Raw genomic sequence first — 18,477 nt, forward strand, 5'->3', positions numbered from 1 at the left:
ACAGTTTGATCTTTCGCTGTTGGAGTATTCTTGTCTGCATCTGTAGCTGGTGCACTTGGATCTTTTACAGTTACTTTAACTGGTACTTCATCCTTAGAACCATCTGGGTAAGTCACAACGACTGTAGCGTCTTTATCACCTGGGGTTGTTGTATCTACTGGTGTCTTGAAGTCTACGGTTGTTCCTTCTGGAAGATCACCTACATTACCGATTGAATCTTTGGCAGATGGTTTATCTCCTGGTTTAACAGTTTGATCTTTCGCTGTTGGAGTGTTCTTATCCGCATCTGTACTTGGATCTACTACTTTAACAGTTACTGGAACTTCATCCTTAGAACCATCTGGGTAAGTCACAACAACTGTTGGTGTTTTATCGCCTGGGATTGTTGTATCTACTGGTGTCTTGAACTCTACTGTTGTTCCTTTAGGAAGATCATCTACATTACCAATTGATTTCTTAGCGTCTGGAGTTTCACCTTTGTTTACAGCTTGCTCTTTCGCTGTTGGAGTGTTCTTATCCGCATCTGTGCTTGGATCTACTACTTTAACAGTTACTGGAACTTCATCCTTAGAACCATCTGGGTATGTTACAACGACTGTTGGTGTTTTATCACCTGGTGTTGTTGTATCCACTGGTGTCTTGAACTCTGCTTTTGTTCCTTCTGGAAGCTTGTCAAAGTTATCAATTGATTTCTTAGCGTCTGGAGTTTCACCTTTGTTTACAGTTTGCTCTTTCGCTGTTGGAGTGTTCTTATCCGCATCTGTGCTTGGATCTACTACTTTAACAGTTACTGGAACTTCATCCTTAGAACCATCTGGGTAAGTCACAACAACTGTTGGTGTTTTATCGCCTGGGGTTGTTGTATCTACTGGTGTCTTGAACTCTGCTTTTGTTCCTTCTGGAAGCTTGTCAAAGTTATCAATTGATTTCTTAGCGTCTGGAGTTTCACCTTTGTTTACAGTTTGCTCTTTCGCTGTTGGAGTGTTCTTATCCGCATCGGTTGGTTGTTTGGCTTCAACATTGATTTCTTTCCAACCAACTGGGCTTGAGTACTTGCCTTCAACGATGTTCGCGATAGCTTTGGCTTTACCTTCTTTGACTGGTTCTTTCATCTCAAGGACGATAGTATCTGTGAATCCGTCTGTCGCGTATGATTTCACAACAGCTTTTGATTCATCTTTCGCATACCATGGTCCATCGATTGAATCACGTTTAAGAGCAACTTCGCCAGCTTTATTGGTATCTTTATTCGTATAACCTAGATAAGCCATACCTGCATCGTGTGGTACTTTAACAGTGATTGTCTTAGTACCTTCAATCAAGCTTTGTTTGTCAGATGATTTTTCATCTGGTTGGATAGTCGTTTCACCTAGACCGACTGGTACTTCTGTTTCCGCACTTGGAACACCATTAAGCGTTTGAGTAACGGTAACTTTATCTTTTGGAGTCAACTGTGGTTGAGTAGTAATGTTACTGTTCAATCCTTTTGGAAGAGTCGCTGTCCAAGTTCCGTCTGCTCCAACAGGTACATTTTCAACAAGTGTGTTATCACCTGACTTGATGGTAACAGTTGCACCTGGTGTTCCTGTACCTGAAATGGTCTTATCAGTTGAACTTACTCCTGCTCCAGGCATATTATTTGCAGTTGCTGGAATAGTTGGAGTTACTACTGGGGCTGCTGGACGAATTTTAAAGACTGAGTCTTTTGGAAGTTCATCTGTACTTCCATCGTTATAAGTGACAATAACTTTATCACCATTCACAGCGACTGTCTTAATCTTATCGCTAAATGTAGGGTTAGCACTTTTAACTGCTTGTTCTAGTTCAGCAGCTGTTGGCGCATTATCTCCTACAAGTGGAGTTGTTGGCGCTGTTGCGGTGTATTTGAATGTTTGTGGTTTCCACATGAAGCGGATACGTCCAAGCGCACCTTTTTCCATTGGTGCTCCAACATGTTCATAAGCTGTGTTACCAGCTGCATCTTCTGCAAATAGGTAACGAGTAAACTGACCATTTTGTTCAGTGTAAGTATTTGCTGGGACTTCACCTGTCACATGGATAACAGCTGGGTTGGTTTCAGTTGCCTCCGTTTCTGTCTTGATGCGATCAGCTTTCAAATACAAGGCTGCTCTTGAACCACCACCAAGATAGGAAGTATCTTCAGTTCCTAGGCCTTGACGGTTATCAGCTGGCATAGCCAAGTAAGCTTTGACAATCTTACCTGAATTATCAGTCACCTTAAGTTCAATATTGTTTGTTTCACCTGAATAAACGTAGATTGCTTGATTATCAGCATCATCATAAGGAATGTTCAATACTGGACGAACTGTATCACTTACTGTCGCTTCCTTGGCAACACTTGGTTTTGATTCATTACCTGCTGCATCAGTTGCTTTGGCTGTTACAGGACCTGCTGGAATATCAACTTTTGGAGTAATCGTTGCTTTACCATTTTCTCCTGCAGTTGCTTCACCGATCTTGTTGTTGTCTTTATCGTAAAGGGCTACGGTTGAACCTTTTTCTGCAGTTACTTCAACTGGTGTCTTAGTGCCTGCTTTACCTGTAAGGTCTGTGTTCACAACTGGTTTGTCTGGAGCAGTTGTATCTTTTATAGGATTAACGAGATATGCTGCTGCAACCTTATCTGTTGACTTATCAGGATAAGTGATGGTAAGGTTCCCTTTTTCATCCACACTGTATGTCGCATTTGCTGGAAGACTTGGGTTAGCAGTTTTAACTGAGTTGATGATCTTGCTCTTTTCATCTTCACTAAGAGTGTTAGGATCTGCAACATCTACTTTTGTACCTGCAACTGGCTCATACTTCTTAGCTGACTCAAGAACAGTAACTTTAAGATCTCTCGTAACTACTGTTCCGTTTTTATTACGGAGATAGAAAGTGATTACCTTTTCAGTTGCAGGTTGATTCATAGAAACTGTTCCACCGTAACCATTTTCTTTAATCTTAACATTCGCAGTACCCATATTAGGGTTATAGACACCCGTTGGGGCCAGCCCCCCTATAGCCGTAGGATTTTTAGATGGATAAAAACTGGCAATGGCTGAAGCAGCAGCTGTTACCTTAACATCAACCTCATCTCCAGGATAAACGGTAATATGTGATTTAGAAATGAGAAGCCTAGTGTATGCATCACCACTAACACCACCATCCTCAACAGTCAATGGTGATTTTGTAACCGTAATCGGTGCACTCTTAGCTGACTCTTTACCACCTGCTGGTGTTGAAGTAGCTGTAATTTCTCCTTCTGGAAGGCTGTTTGTAGGGTGAACAGTTGCTACACCTTGATCGTTAGCTACCGCTTCACCGATCACAACGCCATCTTTGTTGTAAAGTTTAACAGTTGAACCTGCTGGTGCTTTCACTGTTACATCAGCTGGTGTACTTGCTTTACCTGCCAAGTCATTGACAATTTCTGGACCACTAGTTGCAGTTGCGCTATCCACTGCTGGAGTGTTTGGTTTTGATGGTTCTGGTTGTGGTTGTGGTTGTGGCTGTGGCTGTGGTGCTGGAGTCTCTTCTTTTGGAGCTTCTTCAACGTCACGTGATTGCCATCCTTGAAGACTTGAGTAGCTGCCTTCTTTCATGTTAGAGATAACTCGTGCTGTTGTTCCAGCTTTCATATCTTTGTTCAAGGTCAAGTTGATCGTTGAGTAGTGGGCTCCTTGATCACTTGAAGCAACACTTGCAAGTGCACTGTTTGTTACTTGCCAGTTGCCTGGAACAGCATCACGTTTAAGCACAACTTCTCGAGCATTGCCATCTGCGTCCGTAAATTGGAAATAAGCTGCTCCTGCATCATGCGGTACTTTCAAGGTAACGTTTCTATCATTTTCAACAAGATTATTTTGTTGTTTTGATTTAGATGATGGAACGATCTCTGAGTGACCTAGAGAGACGTTTACAGGTGTAGCAGCACTTTCTACTCCACCAACTGTTTGGCTAACGCTGATTTGACTCCCAGGAACCAGCTGTGCCCCACCAGTAACGTTACTATTCAAACCAATAGTAATTGGGAATGACCACTGTCCGTTCTGTCCAACTACGGTACTATCATTAACAGTTTTACCCTCACTCTTAATATTGATGCGGGCACCTGGTGTTCCTGTACCTGTCAAGACTGTATCTGTAGAAGCTATAGTAGGCACTGTAATCGTGTCATTTGTTTGGGTGTAGGTGTTGTTGACTCCTGGTTGTGGTGCAAGTCTTGATGAAAGATTGATACCGACTTCTGGGAAGTCTGAAGTACGATTTTTAACAGCTGATGAACCATTCATCCCACCATTTTCTAGTGAGTTTTTTACAATAGCTGTTGCAAAACGAGCAAACAGATTGTGACGGGTCCCTTTAGTCACTACACTATAGGTAAGCGAATCAGGAACTCCTCCACCAATGTATTTATAATGAGACGCCAAAGCTTTGTGATTGCTCATAGCAGGGAGCTTTCCAAAATCTTTCTCAACGTAATAATCCTCATTCAGACGTCCAGCATTAGGACCACGGTCTACGACAGTAATACTTTGAATTGTATCATCTGATGCGACCACCAAGCCAGCAGCTTGGTGATTCTTATGCTGCGGTACAACACTAATTGTCCAAGTTGTTCTGTCTCCATCCACACTGTAGCGAACTGACTGAAACTGCTTGACACCCGCACCAGCAAATTCACCTTCAGCGACTGATCCGTCAACTGAACGGTTTGCTGCACGTGAACTTAGATCACGTTTGCCTCTTGGACGAGCTACTTCAGTTTCCGCTACTGCTGTTTCAGCTTTATCCTCTGTCGCTTCAGCTTTAGCTTCAGTGGCTACTGCTGTTGCTTTTTCTTCTTTAGCAGCAAGTTGAGCTACTGCCTCTTTGAGACTAGCGACTGCTGCATCCACTTGGTCTTGGCTAGCTTCTGCATTTGCCAAAACATTTTGTGCTTGTTCAAGTGCTGTGTTCAAGCGAGAAAGAGAGTCTTCTGTCTTTCCTGCTTTGTCCAAGCCTTTTACTTCTTCGACCAACTGGGTCAAAGCTTCTTTGTTAGCTGTTTTAGCAGTAGTGTTTTCCGCTACCACTGCTTTTCAAACTGTTGCTGGCTGAGTCTCTGCCACAGCAGCAGGAGCTTCATAAGTCCCCATTTCTCCACCATATCCAGGCTTAGCCTCTTTAGCTTTTGAGCCACTCTCAACTGTAGATTCCGATGCTGTGTCTGCATGGACCGTTTGAATAGCTAAGCTAGCTCCGACCGCAAAAACAAGCGAACAACCAAAAAGGAAATGTTTTCCTTTTTTAATCATACGCCAGTTCTTCTGCTCTGCATTTTTACGATTAAAATACATTCTTATCTCCTATTTATTTTTTATTAGAGTCGCATGTGTTTTACATACGTTGCTATTATAAAATATGGTATCAACATAGTCAAGTTTTTTGCTCCTTTTAGAAAAAAAAAAAACATTTGATGCAAATAATTTCCAAGTTTTCGATTTTTTTAGTAAAATTATTATAAAAATTGATAATTTATAAACGAATTTTAAAAATTTTTTCCGAAAACATGCTATAATAGAAAAAAGCCCTGATAATTGTTTTTATCTTTTTTTGTTTATAAGACTTTATATTTCCAAGGAGTATTTCCCATGAGAGAACTATTATCTCACAAAGAACAGAGACAATTAAAAATTCTAGAATACTTATTTGAGAACCAAGAATGGATTCATATTGACACCTTGGCTGATATTCTAGATTTGAATGGACGCATCATCAAAAGCGATATCAAAGAAATGCGCGAGCAACTTTCGTGTTTTGATATTCTATCATCAACCGCTGGTATCATACTGAGGAACGAACATAATTTTGGTATTGAGCGAATTTATAGACACGTTTTGCAAGAGTCTGTTAATTTTCAGGTACTCAGAGCTTTCTTCCTATTAGAAGAACCATTTACTTTCGAGCACCTAGTTCAAACGCTTGACATTTCTCTTCCCTCACTTCGTAAGAAGGTTGCTGAAATCAATAATATTCTGCAGTCAAAATATAAATTCAAGCTCAAGGTGACGCCTATTTCAATTATTGGAGACGAAAGAGACATTCGCTTCTTTTTTGCCCAGTATTTCCATGAAGCCTATGGTTTCTTCAAATGGCCATTTCATCTGTCTTCTGAAGATGTAGAGGAAATTGTGACTTTTCTTGTCAAGATAACAGGCTATCCCATCACCTACCAAAATATGCTTCAGCTGAAGACACAAATTGCAGTCAATCTCCATCGAGTAAAGATTTTACCGAGACCTAAAGAGGAAATCGAGTTTGACCCTCTTCGCCCTATTTTTAGTCAACTTTCAAACTTCCAGCAGGAATTGCAATCTCTTGGTGATCGTCTTGGAATCACACTCGATTTTACAACTCTTGACCAAATTTTCAGCTCCTATACTCAAGAGGAGATTTTCTTCACGGTCGAGGATTTCCTAGAGGCGCGGAAAGACAATGAGAAAGTCGATCACTCCTATCACTCAGCTCGAGATGTCCTAGACAATCTTACCCGACAGTTTGATGTCCACTTTTCAAATACCGATCAATTGATTTGGCACTTGCATAACACTGCATTTCTAGAACGTCAAGAAATCAACTCAGAATCTATCATTTCTCATAATAAATCTTATGCAGTGAATAAGATTAAAAAGTTCTTCCCAGATTTTTACGAAGCAGCTAGTTTTGAAATGATGCGCTATAAGTCTAGCTTGGGACAAAAGGATAAACTTCACGCTGTAATCCATCTAGTCTATACTCTTTTAACCCACGCAACTGATCTAATGGAACAACTCCTAAAGCGCCAAACTAAGGTTCGTGTTCTTGTTTTGAGTGAGTTTGACTTTGCCCATCCTCAGGCCTTGATTTCACTTTATCAATTTTACACCTCTAAAAACATTCACTTTGAAACATGGGATAAAGAGACACTCAATGTTGATGAAATCATGGAAGCGGGTTACGATGCCATCATTACAAACTTTGATATTGAAGGATTGGTTCATCCGAAGCTCATGAACGTCGGTCGCATGGCTAATCTACAAGTCGTCAATGAACTCAATACTCTTTCCATTGGTAAACTTTAAAAATAGCCTCTGTTTTATGACCAAACAAGCAGGCTAAAACAGATATAAACGCATAATGTCAGGCATCTTAAAAACTTGATATTATGCGTTTTTACTTTCAAAAGTGTAGGGAAATGAAATAAAAGCCAAATCAATCGGGAAATTCATACTCAATGAAAATCAAAGAGCAAACTAGGAAGCGAGCCGCAGGCTGTACTTGAGTACGGCAAGACGCAGCTGACGTGGTTTGAAGAGATTTTTGAAGAGTATCAAATCAATTTCTTACAATTTTTAAGAACTACATCCTACTATTCTAAAATCAGTCAACTATAGATTCGCACTTGTCGATAAAATTTTGCTCATTTACAATAATTTTGTTGTATGATAGATTGAATATAAAACACTATAGTAGATTGAAATAAGGTATGAACAATTCGATTAGAAAAGTCAAACTAATTTCTAGAAATATTTTTAGCAGTCGTAATCTACTATTCTAGATTCAATCCACTATACATTGTGAATTCTAAAAAATTACTAGAAATTGACTTAAGTTCTCTAGTAAATTTGTTGAGATTTTATTTCTTTGAACAATGAGTCTGGGACAAAAGTCCTAGCCTCTCAATTGTCTTTGGATTGTCGGGCAAGACGCAGTGGTTGAGTGGGCTCTACTACGCTGATTTCATCAGCTTTTACAGCCCTACTCAACTGTGCGGAGGTGGGACGACGAAATCGAATTCTAACGAATTACCGATTTCTGTCCCACTCTCTAAAAACTTTTTCCTTGATTTGCTAAAATACAGTCAGATCCATTGATTAGTAGGCACATTTCAAAGTTTATGCTTAGACTATGATATTTCTTTAGTAGGCTATCAACAAAAAACCGTATTGATTTTACGTGAGTATGATTTTTCACAGAGTCACATTTCTTTTCTACAAAATCAAAGAAAACGATTGCATAAACTGTTACTACGTGCTATACTAAGATAGAAATAAATGATAGGAGAGTGTCTATGAAAAACACGTCATCTCAACCAGATAAAAAAATGATTTACAGCATCCGTTCTCTGAAAAACGGAACTGGCTCTGTCCTTATTGGAGCAAGCTTTATCCTCCTTGCCCTAACAGCACCTTCTGTATCTGCATCTGAAACTAGTCCTGGCACACAAGAAAATGTAAGCGCTATTAATGCGAACCCAGCTACTACAGAAACCAGCCAAGCTGAGGAAAAAACGCCTATTTTGGCCCCAAAAGATGCAAACGCTTCCCTAGAGTCTAAAACATCTGAACCAGTAGCAGTTTCTGAAACAACTACAACTGAAGCTACTCCAAGCCTTCCAAACAATAAAGACGATAAAACAGAAGTATCAAGTCTAGCCGCTGAGAAAGCTTCGCCAGCAGACACTGTATCTGAAACCCCAATCGCAGACAACTACTTCCGTATCCATGTCAAAAAACTTCCTCAAGAAAACCAAGATTCGCAAGGTCTTTGGACTTGGGATGATGTTGAAAAACCATCTGAGAACTGGCCAAATGGCGCCCAGTCTTTCAAGGATGCCAAGAAAGACGACTACGGCTACTACCTAGATGTCAAACTAAAAAATGAGCAAGCCAAGAAAATCAGCTTCCTCATTAACAACACCAAAGGGGACAACCTTACTGGAGATCGTTCAGTAGAGCGCCTCTCTCCAAAGATGAATGAAGCTTGGCTAGATGAGGACTACAAAGTCCACAACTACCAACCTCAGCCAGCGGGAACGATCCGCGTCAACTATTTCCGCACCGATGGCAACTATGACAAGAAATCCCTCTGGTACTGGGGAGATGTGAAGACTCCAAGCAATGGTGAATGGCCTGACGGTACAGACTTTACTGCAAGTGGAAAACACGGACGCTACATCGATATTCCGCTCAATGAAGCCGCAAGAGAATTTGGATTTTTACTATTAGATGAGAGCAAGAAAGGCGATGATGTGAAAATCAGAAAAGAAGATTATAAATTTACTGACCTGAAAAACCATAGTCAAATCTTCCTTAAGGATGATGACGAAACCATCTACACCAACCCTTACTATGTACACGATATCCGTATGACTGGTGCCCAACATGTAGCTAAATCTCGTATTGAAAGCAGTTTTTCTACCCTAGTTGGGGCTAAAAAAGAAGACATCCTTAAACATTCCAACATCACTGACCACCAAGGAAATAAAGTGACAATCACAGATGTTACAGTTGATGAAGCAGGTAAGAAAGTAACCTACATCGGTGATTTTTCTGACACTCAAAACCCTTACACCGTTGCCTATGATTCAGACCGTTTTACAACTCGTTCAAGCTGGCGTCTCAAAGACGAGACTTACAGTTACGACGGTCCACTCGGTGCAAATCTTAAAGAAGATGGCAAACTTGTTGATCTGACTCTTTGGTCTCCAAGTGCCGATAAGGTTTCAGTTGTCGTCTACGATAAGAAAGATCCTGAAAAAGTAGTCGGAACCGTCGCCCTTGAAAAAGGAGAAAAAGGAACCTGGAAACAAACTCTGAATGAAAACTCTGGTCTTGGCATCAGCAACTATACTGGCTACTACTACCAATATCAAATCGAGCGCCAAGGCAAGACTGTTCTCGCACTAGATCCTTATGCTAAATCTCTGGCAGCTTGGAACAGCGATCTAGCAAAAACAGATGCTGCCCATAAAGTTGCTAAAGCTGCTTTTGTAGACCCAGCAAAACTAGGGCCGCAAGACTTGACCTATGGTAAGATTCGCAATTTCAAATCTCGCGAAGATGCTGTTATCTACGAGGCTCACGTTCGTGACTTCACTTCAGATCCTGCCATCGCAAAAGATTTGACTAAGCCATTTGGTACTTTTGAAGCCTTTATCGAAAAACTAGACTACCTAAAAGACTTGGGCGTGACCCACATCCAGCTCCTTCCAGTCTTGTCATACTATTATGTCAATGAATTGAAGAACCAAGAACGCTTGTCCGCCTATGCTTCAAGCAATAGCAACTACAACTGGGGTTATGACCCTCAAAACTACTTCTCATTGACTGGTATGTACTCAAGCAATCCTAAGGATCCAGAAAAACGTATCGCAGAATTTAAGAACCTTGTCAACGAAATCCATAAACGTGGCATGGGTGCTATCTTAGACGTAGTTTACAACCATACTGCCAATGTCGATATCTTTGAAGATCTTGAGCCAAACTACTACCACTTCATGGATGCAGACGGGACACCTCGTACTAGCTTTGGTGGTGGTCGTCTAGGAACAACCCACTACATGTCTAAACGCGTCATGGTAGACTCTATCAAGTATCTAGTTGAAACCTATAAAGTAGATGGTTTCCGTTTCGATATGATGGGAGATCATGATGCAGCTTCTGTCGAAGAAGCTTACAAGGCTGCACGTGCCCTCAATCCAAATCTCATCATGCTTGGTGAAGGTTGGAGAACCTATTCTGGTGATGAAAATATGCCTACTAGACCTGCTGATCAGGATTGGATGAAACATACTGATACTGTTGCTGTATTTTCAGATGACATCCGTAACAACCTCAAGTCAGGTTATCCAAACGAAGGTCAACCTGCCTTTATCACAGGTGGTAAACGTGATATCAATACTATCTTTAAAAACCTCATTGCTCAACCAACCAACTTTGAAGCAGACAGTCCTGGAGATGTTATCCAGTATATCGCAGCCCATGATAACTTGACCCTCTTTGATATCATTGCCCAGTCTATCAAAAAAGACCCAAGCAAGGCTGAGAACTATGCTGAAATTCATCGTCGTTTACGACTTGGAAACCTCATGGTCTTGACAGCTCAAGGAACTCCATTTATCCACTCTGGGCAGGAATATGGACGTACCAAACAATTCCGTGACCCAGCCTACAAGACTCCAGTAGCAGAAGATAAGGTTCCAAACAAATCTCACTTGTTGCGTGATAAGGACGGCAATCCATTTGTCTATCCTTACTTCATCCATGACTCTTATGACTCTAGTGATGCTGTCAACAAGTTTGATTGGACCAAGGCTACAGATGGTAAAGCTTTCCCTGAAAATGTCAAGAGCCGTGACTACATGAAAGGTTTGATTGCTCTGCGTCAATCAACAGATGCCTTCCGACTCAAGAGTCTTGAAGATATCAAGGAACGTGTCCGCCTCATTACTGTCCCAGGACAAAATGGTGTGGAAAAAGAGGACGTAGTGATTGGCTACCAAATCACTGCTCCAAATGGAGATATCTACGCAGTCTTTGTCAATGCGGACGAAAAAACTCGTGAATTTAACTTGGGAACTGCCTTTGCCCACCTCAGAAATGCTGAAGTTTTAGCAGATGAAAACCAAGCAGGACCAGTCGGAATTGCCAACCCTCAAGGGCTTGAATGGACTGAAAAAGGATTGAAATTAAATGCCCTTACAGCTACTGTTCTTCGAATCGCTCAAGGCGGTGCCATCGTTGCCCCAGCTGTGGAAGAAAAACCTGAGTTTGATCTCTCTAGCTTGGAAACCGACCAAAGTCAAGCCCAAAATCTAGCTGCAAAACCTAAAACTCAAGAAACTGTTGTAGAGACTCTGTCTCAAAAAGTCCTGCCAAACACAGGTACTGAAAAACAATCTACTCTTGTTCTTGCAGGAATTGGTCTCCTCACTTTCCTAGGACTTGGAAGTTTCCTCAAGTCAAGAAAGGAACAATAAAAGCAAGGACTCTATAAATCCAGCAACTTGATAGAAAGACATGTAAAAAGCGGCTGGGATAAAAGTCTTTAAAATCAGAAAAACGCATATTATCAGATGTTAAAAAAACTTGATAATATGCGTTTTATTGTGGAAAGATTTATACTCAATATTCTACTAAAATTATGTTTGTATCTCGCCTCTTCAGATTTTAAAAAAGGTTCATTTTGATCAATTTGCTTCAATCTCTTTCTTTTACTAGAGAAAATAAAAAACTCTTAAAATAGCATTATGTCAACATTTCTAAGAATTTTTACTATATAGTATCCAACCTCTATAAGAGCAATTTTTTATTACTGATAGGGTATGTCTACGTTTTGCCTCTTTCTAGAAGCTCTTATTTCTCCATCCTTGCTTCTGCATCTGCCACCACTTGAGCAAGACTGGTTTGGCTCAGCTCCTGCTCCATGGCTAGCTGAATCTTTTGTAATTTCTCATCTAAAACCCCATGGATGTTAGCTCCTACTGGACAAGCTGGATTTGGATTGTCATGAAAACTAAAGAGTTGACCTGTCTTTCCTAGGCACTCAACTGCTTGGTAAACATCTAAAAGACTGATATCCTCTAGGTCTTTGATAATCTCTGCTCCACCAGTTCCACGCGCAACTGAGATCAACTCAGCTTTTTTTAATTGAGACAAGGTTTTACGGATAATAACTGGATTGACTCCAACACTACTAGCTAGAAAATCGCTAGTCACCTTGCTTTCCTTCCCTTTTAGAGCAATAATGATCAACATATGGGTCGCGATGGTAAATCGACTTGAAATTTGCATCCTCTTCTCCTTTTTTCATCAGATTAGTTCCTTCTTTTCTTAAGTTTATTATATCTCTTCTAGTTGTAATGTCAAGAGTTACCACTAAGCCAGTCGTCCAATTCAACATCATGTCCTTGACTCTGAGCGATTTCGTGCAACAAGTCCTGATTGTGGGTATGGTGAATCCCATTAACCAAACTTTCATAATAAACTTGGTAGTAGGGTAATTGTAAGTCTTTAGCTAGCTGTAATTCTGCCTCAATATCATAATCGACACGACGAAAATCAGCATCTTTTAAACCTTTTTCGTCAAATTCTAAGATCATGTATTGGGCCCGCAAGTCTTTGCGTAAATTCCCAGATAAAAAGAAGGGTTGCCCAATCGAACCTGGATTTAGGATAAGCTGGCCACCACTACCATAGCGAAGAAACTGCTGATGGATATGACCATAAATGGCAATATCGCAATCTGGATTGGTGACAAGACGATCAAAGTCTTCTTGCTTACCAAGATGAATCAGCTCTCTTCCCCAGTTTTTATCAGGCAAGTGATGGCTAATCCCTAGCTTCAGATCTCCAAACTGGCGGTGCACTTGCAAGGGATAGTTCTGCAGCGCCTCAATCTCCTCGATGCTGATCTCTTCCATAATATACTGACACTGGCGTAAGAGGTAACGATGGCTCGGTCTGCTTTCATCTAACTGACGATGGCAGGCGCGCCAAAGACTATCTTCCCAATTTCCCAGAACTCTAAGAGTAATGGGTAAAGTGTCCAATCTCTGGAGAATATTTTTTCGTCCTGTTCCAGGCATGAGGATATCTCCTAAGAGCCAATACTCATCAACCTCCGCCTTCTGGGCATCTGCCAGAACAGCCTCTAAGGCTGTTGTATTGCCATGTATATCTGATAATACTGCGATTTTTGTCATATCTTTTCCTCTTAGCTTTTCTATTTTTATTATAACAAACTCCAAGTCAAAGTCAAAAAGCACTTATCTTTTCTATCGTTTTTTACTTTACTTTTTTAGTGAAAAGGATTACAATGAAGGTAATAAGAATGAGGAGGTTTTTGCTATGACACAACGCTATGAAAATATCATGGTAGCAGTTGACGGTTCTAAGGAAGCTGACTTGGCTTTCATCAAAGGGGTTCATTCAGCACTGCGTAACCAAGCAAAACTAACGATTGCCCATGTTATTGACACACGTGCTCTTCAAAGCATCTCAACATTTGATGCCGAAGTTTACGAAGAATTGCAAGTAGAGGCCAACGATTTGATGGCGGAATACGAAAAACGTGCAAAAGATGCTGGGCTCACAGACATTAAAGTAGTTATTGAGATGGGAAATCCTAAAACTCTCTTAGCTAAAACAATTCCAGACAAAGAAAAGGTTGATTTGATTTTAGTTGGGGCAACAGGACTCAATGCCTTTGAGCGCCTACTAGTTGGTTCTTCATCAGAATATATCCTACGCCATACCAGCGTTGACCTTCTCGTCGTTAGAGATAAGGATAAAACTTTGTAATAAAAACAGAAATGAGGTTGGGATTTTTCTCCTAACCTCATTTTTTTATAAATTGTTGATGTCGTAGTTAGAGCTAGGAACTCAAAATATCATTCCAGGCTTCCTCTGCGATCGCCTATTTTTTATCTTCTCTTTCCTTGTGGCGTTCATAGGCCTTTATCTGGCGCTCAATCTCCTTTTTAATAGCAGGCTCTGGAGCGTATTTTTCTTCCCAGTCATCTGGTTTTAGGATCTTGTGGGTCACTGGATCAAAATGAGCTTTTCCATCAGGGAACATTTTACCCATATTTGCTTGATGGACAATGTCAAAAATCCGTTCTGGATCCACCCCCATCAAAACAAAGCTACCATAGGTGAAGTATAGGGTGTCAATCAAGGCATCCACTTGCCCTACCAAATCTTGCTTCGCAGGTGTCTTCTTGACTACTTTCTCTGCTGCCTGATCCAGCGCTTGGTGTAGCTGTCCAACTGCCTGTTCAAAATCTTCTTCAGAAGAGCTAGCAGCTCGAACAAACTCCACCAATTCTTCTATCTTAAATCCTGCTCTATGGGTGGCACCTTCTAAGTCCCAAGCTTGTGGCTCTTCTTGAGTTCGTTCATCCATCATGTGGTGGAAGGTCTTGACCTTATTAAAATGGTAATCACGACTGACAAAGACTTTTTCTGAAGCCAGAACACCAAAATGCTCTAAAGCTTTGTGAATCCCATCTTGCTGGTTGCTGGTTGTGATATGCTTAGCGACTTCCTTGACACTGCTACTACCATTGCCCATAGCGACTGACATCCCAACACCCGCCAGCATCTCTAGGTCATTGTCCGAGTCACCAAAGGCCATGACTTGATTGAGATCAAAACCATACTCTTTTCCGACACGGCGAATGCCTTCTAGCTTGGAATTTCCTTGGTTGATGACATCAGCTGCAAAAGGATTACTACGAGTCAATTTCAAGTCTTGAAAATCAGCTGCTGCTTTCTCAGATTCTTCTGGCGTCATTAGCATCAAAACTTGATAAATAGGCTGATTCATCAACTGGAGCAAGTCTTCTTCCTTCTGAGGAACAACCTTACTCACCATTCGATTAAAGGAATGACTAACCGTACGAGTCAACATAGAGGGGACAAAACGACTCACTCTTTGTGAAAAAGAACCTAGGCCAAAAGACATGATTTTTGAACCCAGCATGGCATCCTTGGTCCCCAAAGCAATTTCCTTGCCCTCTTTTTTAGCATAGGCTATCAACTGCCGTAAATGAGATTTGGAAAGAGGACTTGTAAACAAGACTCTGTCTTTATTAAAGATATATTGGCCGTTATAGGTTACAGCAAAATCCAGATCTAACTCTTCCATTAAATCCTTAACAAAAAAAGGTCCTCGACCTGTCGCTACTCCAACAAGCACTCCCTGTTCCTTTACAATCTTAATCGCATCCTTAGTGGATTTCAAAACACTCTTGCGATCGTTGACCAGTGTTCCATCGATATCAAAAAAAACAGCTTTGACTTCCATCCTACCTCAATCTCCCCTTTTTGTGATACAATGATTATACCACATTTCAGAAAGAGTGAGTAAATCATGCCTAAGAAAATCCTTGTTTTACATACGGGTGGTACTATTTCCATGCAAGCCGATGACTCTGGTGCTGTTGTGACTAGTCAAGACAACCCTATGAATCATGTATCCAATCCACTTGAGGGAGTTGAAGTCCATGCTCTCGACTTTTTTAATCTGCCAAGTCCCCATATTAAACCCAAACATATGCTGTCCCTCTATCAAAAGATCAAAGAGGAGTCTGAACATTATGACGGTTTCGTGATTACACATGGGACAGATACCTTGGAGGAAACTGCCTATTTCCTTGACACTATGGAGGTTCCTCACAAACCAATCGTGCTAACAGGGGCCATGCGTAGCTCTAACGAACTTGGAAGCGACGGCGTCTACAATTATCTTAGTGCCCTACGCGTCGCGAGTGACGATAAGGCTGCTGATAAGGGTGTCTTGGTCGTGATGAATGACGAGATTCACGCTGCTAAGTATGTGACCAAGACGCACACGACAAATGTTAGCACCTTTCAAACGCCAACCCACGGCCCTCTTGGGCTCATCATGAAACACGAGATTCTCTACTTTAAAACAGCTGAACCCCGTGTTCGTTTTGACCTAGATAAGATTCAAGGCTTGGTCCCTATTATCCCTGTCTATGCCGGTATGACAGAAGAACTCCTCGATTTACTTCCCGTTGATCAACTGGATGGACTTATTATTCAGGCTTTTGGTGCTGGAAATGTTCCCAAGGAAACAGCACAAAAATTGAACGCCCTTATCCAAGAAGGACTCCCAATCGCCTTGGTCTCTCGTTGTTTTAACGGGATTGCCGAACCTGTCTATGCCTACGAGGGAGGTGGCGTTTGTCTACAAAAGGCTGGTGTCTTCTTTGTCAAAGAGCTCAATGCTCAAAAGGCTCGTCTCAAACTCCTCATTGCTATCAATGCTGGCCTTAGAGGGGATGAATTACGAGCCTATATGGAAGGATAATACTCTTCGAAAATCAAATTCAAACCTCGTCAACGTCGCCTTGCCGTACTCAAGTACAGCCTGCGGCTAGTTTCCTAGTTTGCTCTTTGATTTTCATTGAGTATAAAAAAGTCGGTGAGATAGAAATTACTAGATCAAGTCTTGTTTTCTAGTTCACTCCGAGAGCTTCCAACCACCAACTTAATGCTTGAACTATTGACCAAAAAGTTTCTGCTACTAAAAAGCGAGGTCGGGATTTTTATCCCGACCTCTTCTTGTTAATCTTTACGAGTTGAATGACGTTCTACCAAACCATGTGGCAAAAGAACTTCACGCTCTTCTAACTCTTCCTTATGCATAATCTTTGTCAACATACGCATACTAATAGCACCGAGGTCATACAAAGGTTGCGCAATGGTGGTTAGGTTTGGACGAGTGTAACGCGCGATTTGCGAATCATCACTGGTGATAATTTCAAAGTCTTCTGGTACAGAAACTCCCTTGTCAGCAAGTCCGTTCAACACACCTGCTGCCAGTTCATCTCCTGTTACAATCGCTGCTGTTGCTTTAGAAGAAATCAAACGTTCTGCCAAGGCATAGCCATCGTCATAACGGTATTTTGATTCGAAAACAAGACCTTCACTGTAGTTGATTCCCGCTTCTTTTAAGGCATCTTTGTAGCCAGCTAAGCGAATCTTGCCATTAATATCATCCACTAATGGTCCACTAACGAAGGCAATTTTTTTGTTTCGCTTCAAAAGATGACGGACTGCATCAACTGTAGCATGTTTATAGTCAATATTGACACTTGGAAGTTGGTGTTCTACGTCTACTGTTCCTGCAAGAACGACAGGTGTGCGTGAGCGTGAAAACTCTGAGCGAATCTTCTCAGTTAAATGATAACCCATGAAGATAACGCCATCCACCTGTTTAGAAAAGAGAGTATTGACCACAGATACTTCCTTTTCATCATCCTCATCACTATTGGCAAGGACGATGTTGTATTTGTACATCTCCGCGATATCGTCAATCCCTTTAGCAAGGGCAGAGAAATAAGTATTTGTGATATCTGGAATGACGACTCCAACTGTTGTCGTTTTCTTGCTTGCTAGACCACGTGCTACTGCATTAGGACGATAATCTAGACGTTCAATAACCTCTAAGACTTTCTTTCGAGTATTTTCTTTAACATTTTTATTGCCATTGACAACACGGCTGACAGTCGCCATTGACACTCCCGCTTCTCGGGCAACGTCATAAATTGTTACTGTATCATCTGTGTTCATTCCGTTTCCTTTCTACTTTGAAAATTTTGTTTTCATGATTCCACTGTTCTCATTTTACCACTAATTGTAAGCATTTTCAAGCGTTTGATGAAGATTCGTTGAAAAAATTTCAAAATCATTCTCATATTTTTAAAGGTAGTTGACTTTTCTTGATTTTTCTAGCAGTTTGCAGTATGATAATAAAAAAATCAATTAGGAGATAGGGATGGCTTTTACAGATTCTCATAGACGATGTGCCAGTTTCGGTGTGGTGACCAATTTACCCGACGATGTTATCGATTCAATCTGGTTTATAATCGATCATTTTTTAAAGCATGTTTTTGAGCTAGAAGATGAATTGGAATTTCGACTTTTGAATCATGAAGGCTCCATCACTTTTCGTTTTTCTAGTCAACATCTACCAACTACGATTGACTTCGACTTCAATCATCCCTTTGACCCACTCTATCCACCTAAAGTTCTGGTCATGGATATGGATGGGAAGGAAACCATTCTCCTACCAGAAGAAAATGACCTATTTTAAAAACTCTAGTCTCCTCTATCTACTTAGGAAACTAGAGTTTTCTTT

General features: G+C 41.0%; 11 protein-coding genes. 5 read left to right on the forward strand and 6 right to left on the reverse strand.

The features are described 5' to 3' along the window. The coding region (locus tag QM877_RS05970; protein ID WP_414317853.1) for a Rib/alpha-like domain-containing protein at positions 1-5,078 on the reverse strand (5,078 nt) is incomplete at its 3' end. 6 nt (positions 5,079-5,084) lie between these two features. After that, positions 5,085-5,342 (reverse strand): KxYKxGKxW signal peptide domain-containing protein, encoded by a 258-nt coding sequence (locus QM877_RS05975; protein WP_414317854.1) that lies wholly within the window; start codon positions 5,340-5,342, stop codon positions 5,085-5,087. 294 nt (positions 5,343-5,636) lie between these two features. Between QM877_RS05975 and QM877_RS05980 the strand changes: the two genes are divergently transcribed. Continuing rightward, positions 5,637-7,106: a M protein trans-acting positive regulator PRD domain-containing protein gene (locus tag QM877_RS05980; protein ID WP_414273913.1), complete on the forward strand. Its 1,470-nt coding sequence runs from the start codon at positions 5,637-5,639 to the stop codon at positions 7,104-7,106. Between the two features lie 989 nt (positions 7,107-8,095). Further along, the gene (locus QM877_RS05985; protein WP_414317855.1) at positions 8,096-11,785 is read left to right on the forward strand and encodes a pullulanase; all 3,690 of its coding nucleotides are present in this window, start codon (positions 8,096-8,098) and stop codon (positions 11,783-11,785) included. Between the two features lie 376 nt (positions 11,786-12,161). Here the strand turns inward: QM877_RS05985 and QM877_RS05990 are convergent, their stop codons facing one another. Together QM877_RS05990 and QM877_RS05995 are read right to left on the reverse strand one after the other, a co-directional pair. Then, on the reverse strand, positions 12,162-12,599 hold the full coding sequence (locus tag QM877_RS05990; protein ID WP_414317856.1) for an Rrf2 family transcriptional regulator: 438 nt from the start codon (positions 12,597-12,599) through the stop codon (positions 12,162-12,164). Positions 12,600-12,670: 71 nt separating this feature from the next. Continuing rightward, a complete protein-coding gene (locus QM877_RS05995; protein ID WP_414317857.1) occupies positions 12,671-13,510 on the reverse strand; it encodes a metallophosphoesterase family protein in 840 nt (279 codons plus the stop codon). A gap of 145 nt (positions 13,511-13,655) precedes the next feature. Here QM877_RS05995 and QM877_RS06000 point away from each other — a divergent pair, with 145 nt between their 5' ends. Next, a complete protein-coding gene (locus QM877_RS06000) occupies positions 13,656-14,108 on the forward strand; it encodes a universal stress protein (protein ID WP_000194258.1) in 453 nt (150 codons plus the stop codon). A 115-nt stretch (positions 14,109-14,223) separates the two neighbouring features. Here the strand turns inward: QM877_RS06000 and QM877_RS06005 are convergent, their stop codons facing one another. Continuing rightward, positions 14,224-15,615, reverse strand: coding sequence for a Cof-type HAD-IIB family hydrolase (locus QM877_RS06005; protein WP_371560954.1), 1,392 nt, complete (start codon positions 15,613-15,615; stop codon positions 14,224-14,226). A gap of 66 nt (positions 15,616-15,681) precedes the next feature. Between QM877_RS06005 and QM877_RS06010 the strand changes: the two genes are divergently transcribed. Next, complete coding sequence (locus tag QM877_RS06010; protein ID WP_414317858.1) at positions 15,682-16,644, forward strand: asparaginase; 963 nt, start codon at positions 15,682-15,684, stop codon at positions 16,642-16,644. Between the two features lie 257 nt (positions 16,645-16,901). Here the strand turns inward: QM877_RS06010 and ccpA are convergent, their stop codons facing one another. After that, positions 16,902-17,909, reverse strand: a complete 1,008-nt coding sequence (gene ccpA, locus QM877_RS06015; RefSeq protein ID WP_248034848.1) for a catabolite control protein A — start codon at positions 17,907-17,909, stop codon at positions 16,902-16,904. A gap of 205 nt (positions 17,910-18,114) precedes the next feature. On the opposite strand from ccpA, the gene QM877_RS06020 reads away from it, so the two are divergent. Further along, positions 18,115-18,432, forward strand: a complete 318-nt coding sequence (locus QM877_RS06020) for a DUF960 domain-containing protein (RefSeq protein WP_153224893.1) — start codon at positions 18,115-18,117, stop codon at positions 18,430-18,432. The last annotated feature ends 45 nt before the right edge of the window (positions 18,433-18,477 follow it).

Origin of the sequence: Streptococcus infantis (assembly GCF_047463655.1) — a bacterium.
Classification (GTDB): domain Bacteria; phylum Bacillota; class Bacilli; order Lactobacillales; family Streptococcaceae; genus Streptococcus; species Streptococcus infantis_Z.

Bases quoted from the DNA above. Each gene is read 5' to 3' on its own strand.
- QM877_RS05975 (WP_414317854.1), bottom strand. From the start codon at position 5,342: ATGTATTTTAATCGTAAAAATGCAGAGCAGAAGAACTGGCGTATGATT.
- QM877_RS05980 (WP_414273913.1), top strand. From the start codon at position 5,637: ATGAGAGAACTATTATCTCACAAAGAACAGAGACAATTAAAAATTCTA.
- QM877_RS05985 (WP_414317855.1), top strand. From the start codon at position 8,096: ATGAAAAACACGTCATCTCAACCAGATAAAAAAATGATTTACAGCATC.
- QM877_RS05990 (WP_414317856.1), bottom strand. From the start codon at position 12,599: ATGCAAATTTCAAGTCGATTTACCATCGCGACCCATATGTTGATCATT.
- QM877_RS05995 (WP_414317857.1), bottom strand. From the start codon at position 13,510: ATGACAAAAATCGCAGTATTATCAGATATACATGGCAATACAACAGCC.
- QM877_RS06000 (WP_000194258.1), top strand. From the start codon at position 13,656: ATGACACAACGCTATGAAAATATCATGGTAGCAGTTGACGGTTCTAAG.
- QM877_RS06005 (WP_371560954.1), bottom strand. From the start codon at position 15,615: ATGGAAGTCAAAGCTGTTTTTTTTGATATCGATGGAACACTGGTCAAC.
- QM877_RS06010 (WP_414317858.1), top strand. From the start codon at position 15,682: ATGCCTAAGAAAATCCTTGTTTTACATACGGGTGGTACTATTTCCATG.
- ccpA (WP_248034848.1), bottom strand. From the start codon at position 17,909: ATGAACACAGATGATACAGTAACAATTTATGACGTTGCCCGAGAAGCG.
- QM877_RS06020 (WP_153224893.1), top strand. From the start codon at position 18,115: ATGGCTTTTACAGATTCTCATAGACGATGTGCCAGTTTCGGTGTGGTG.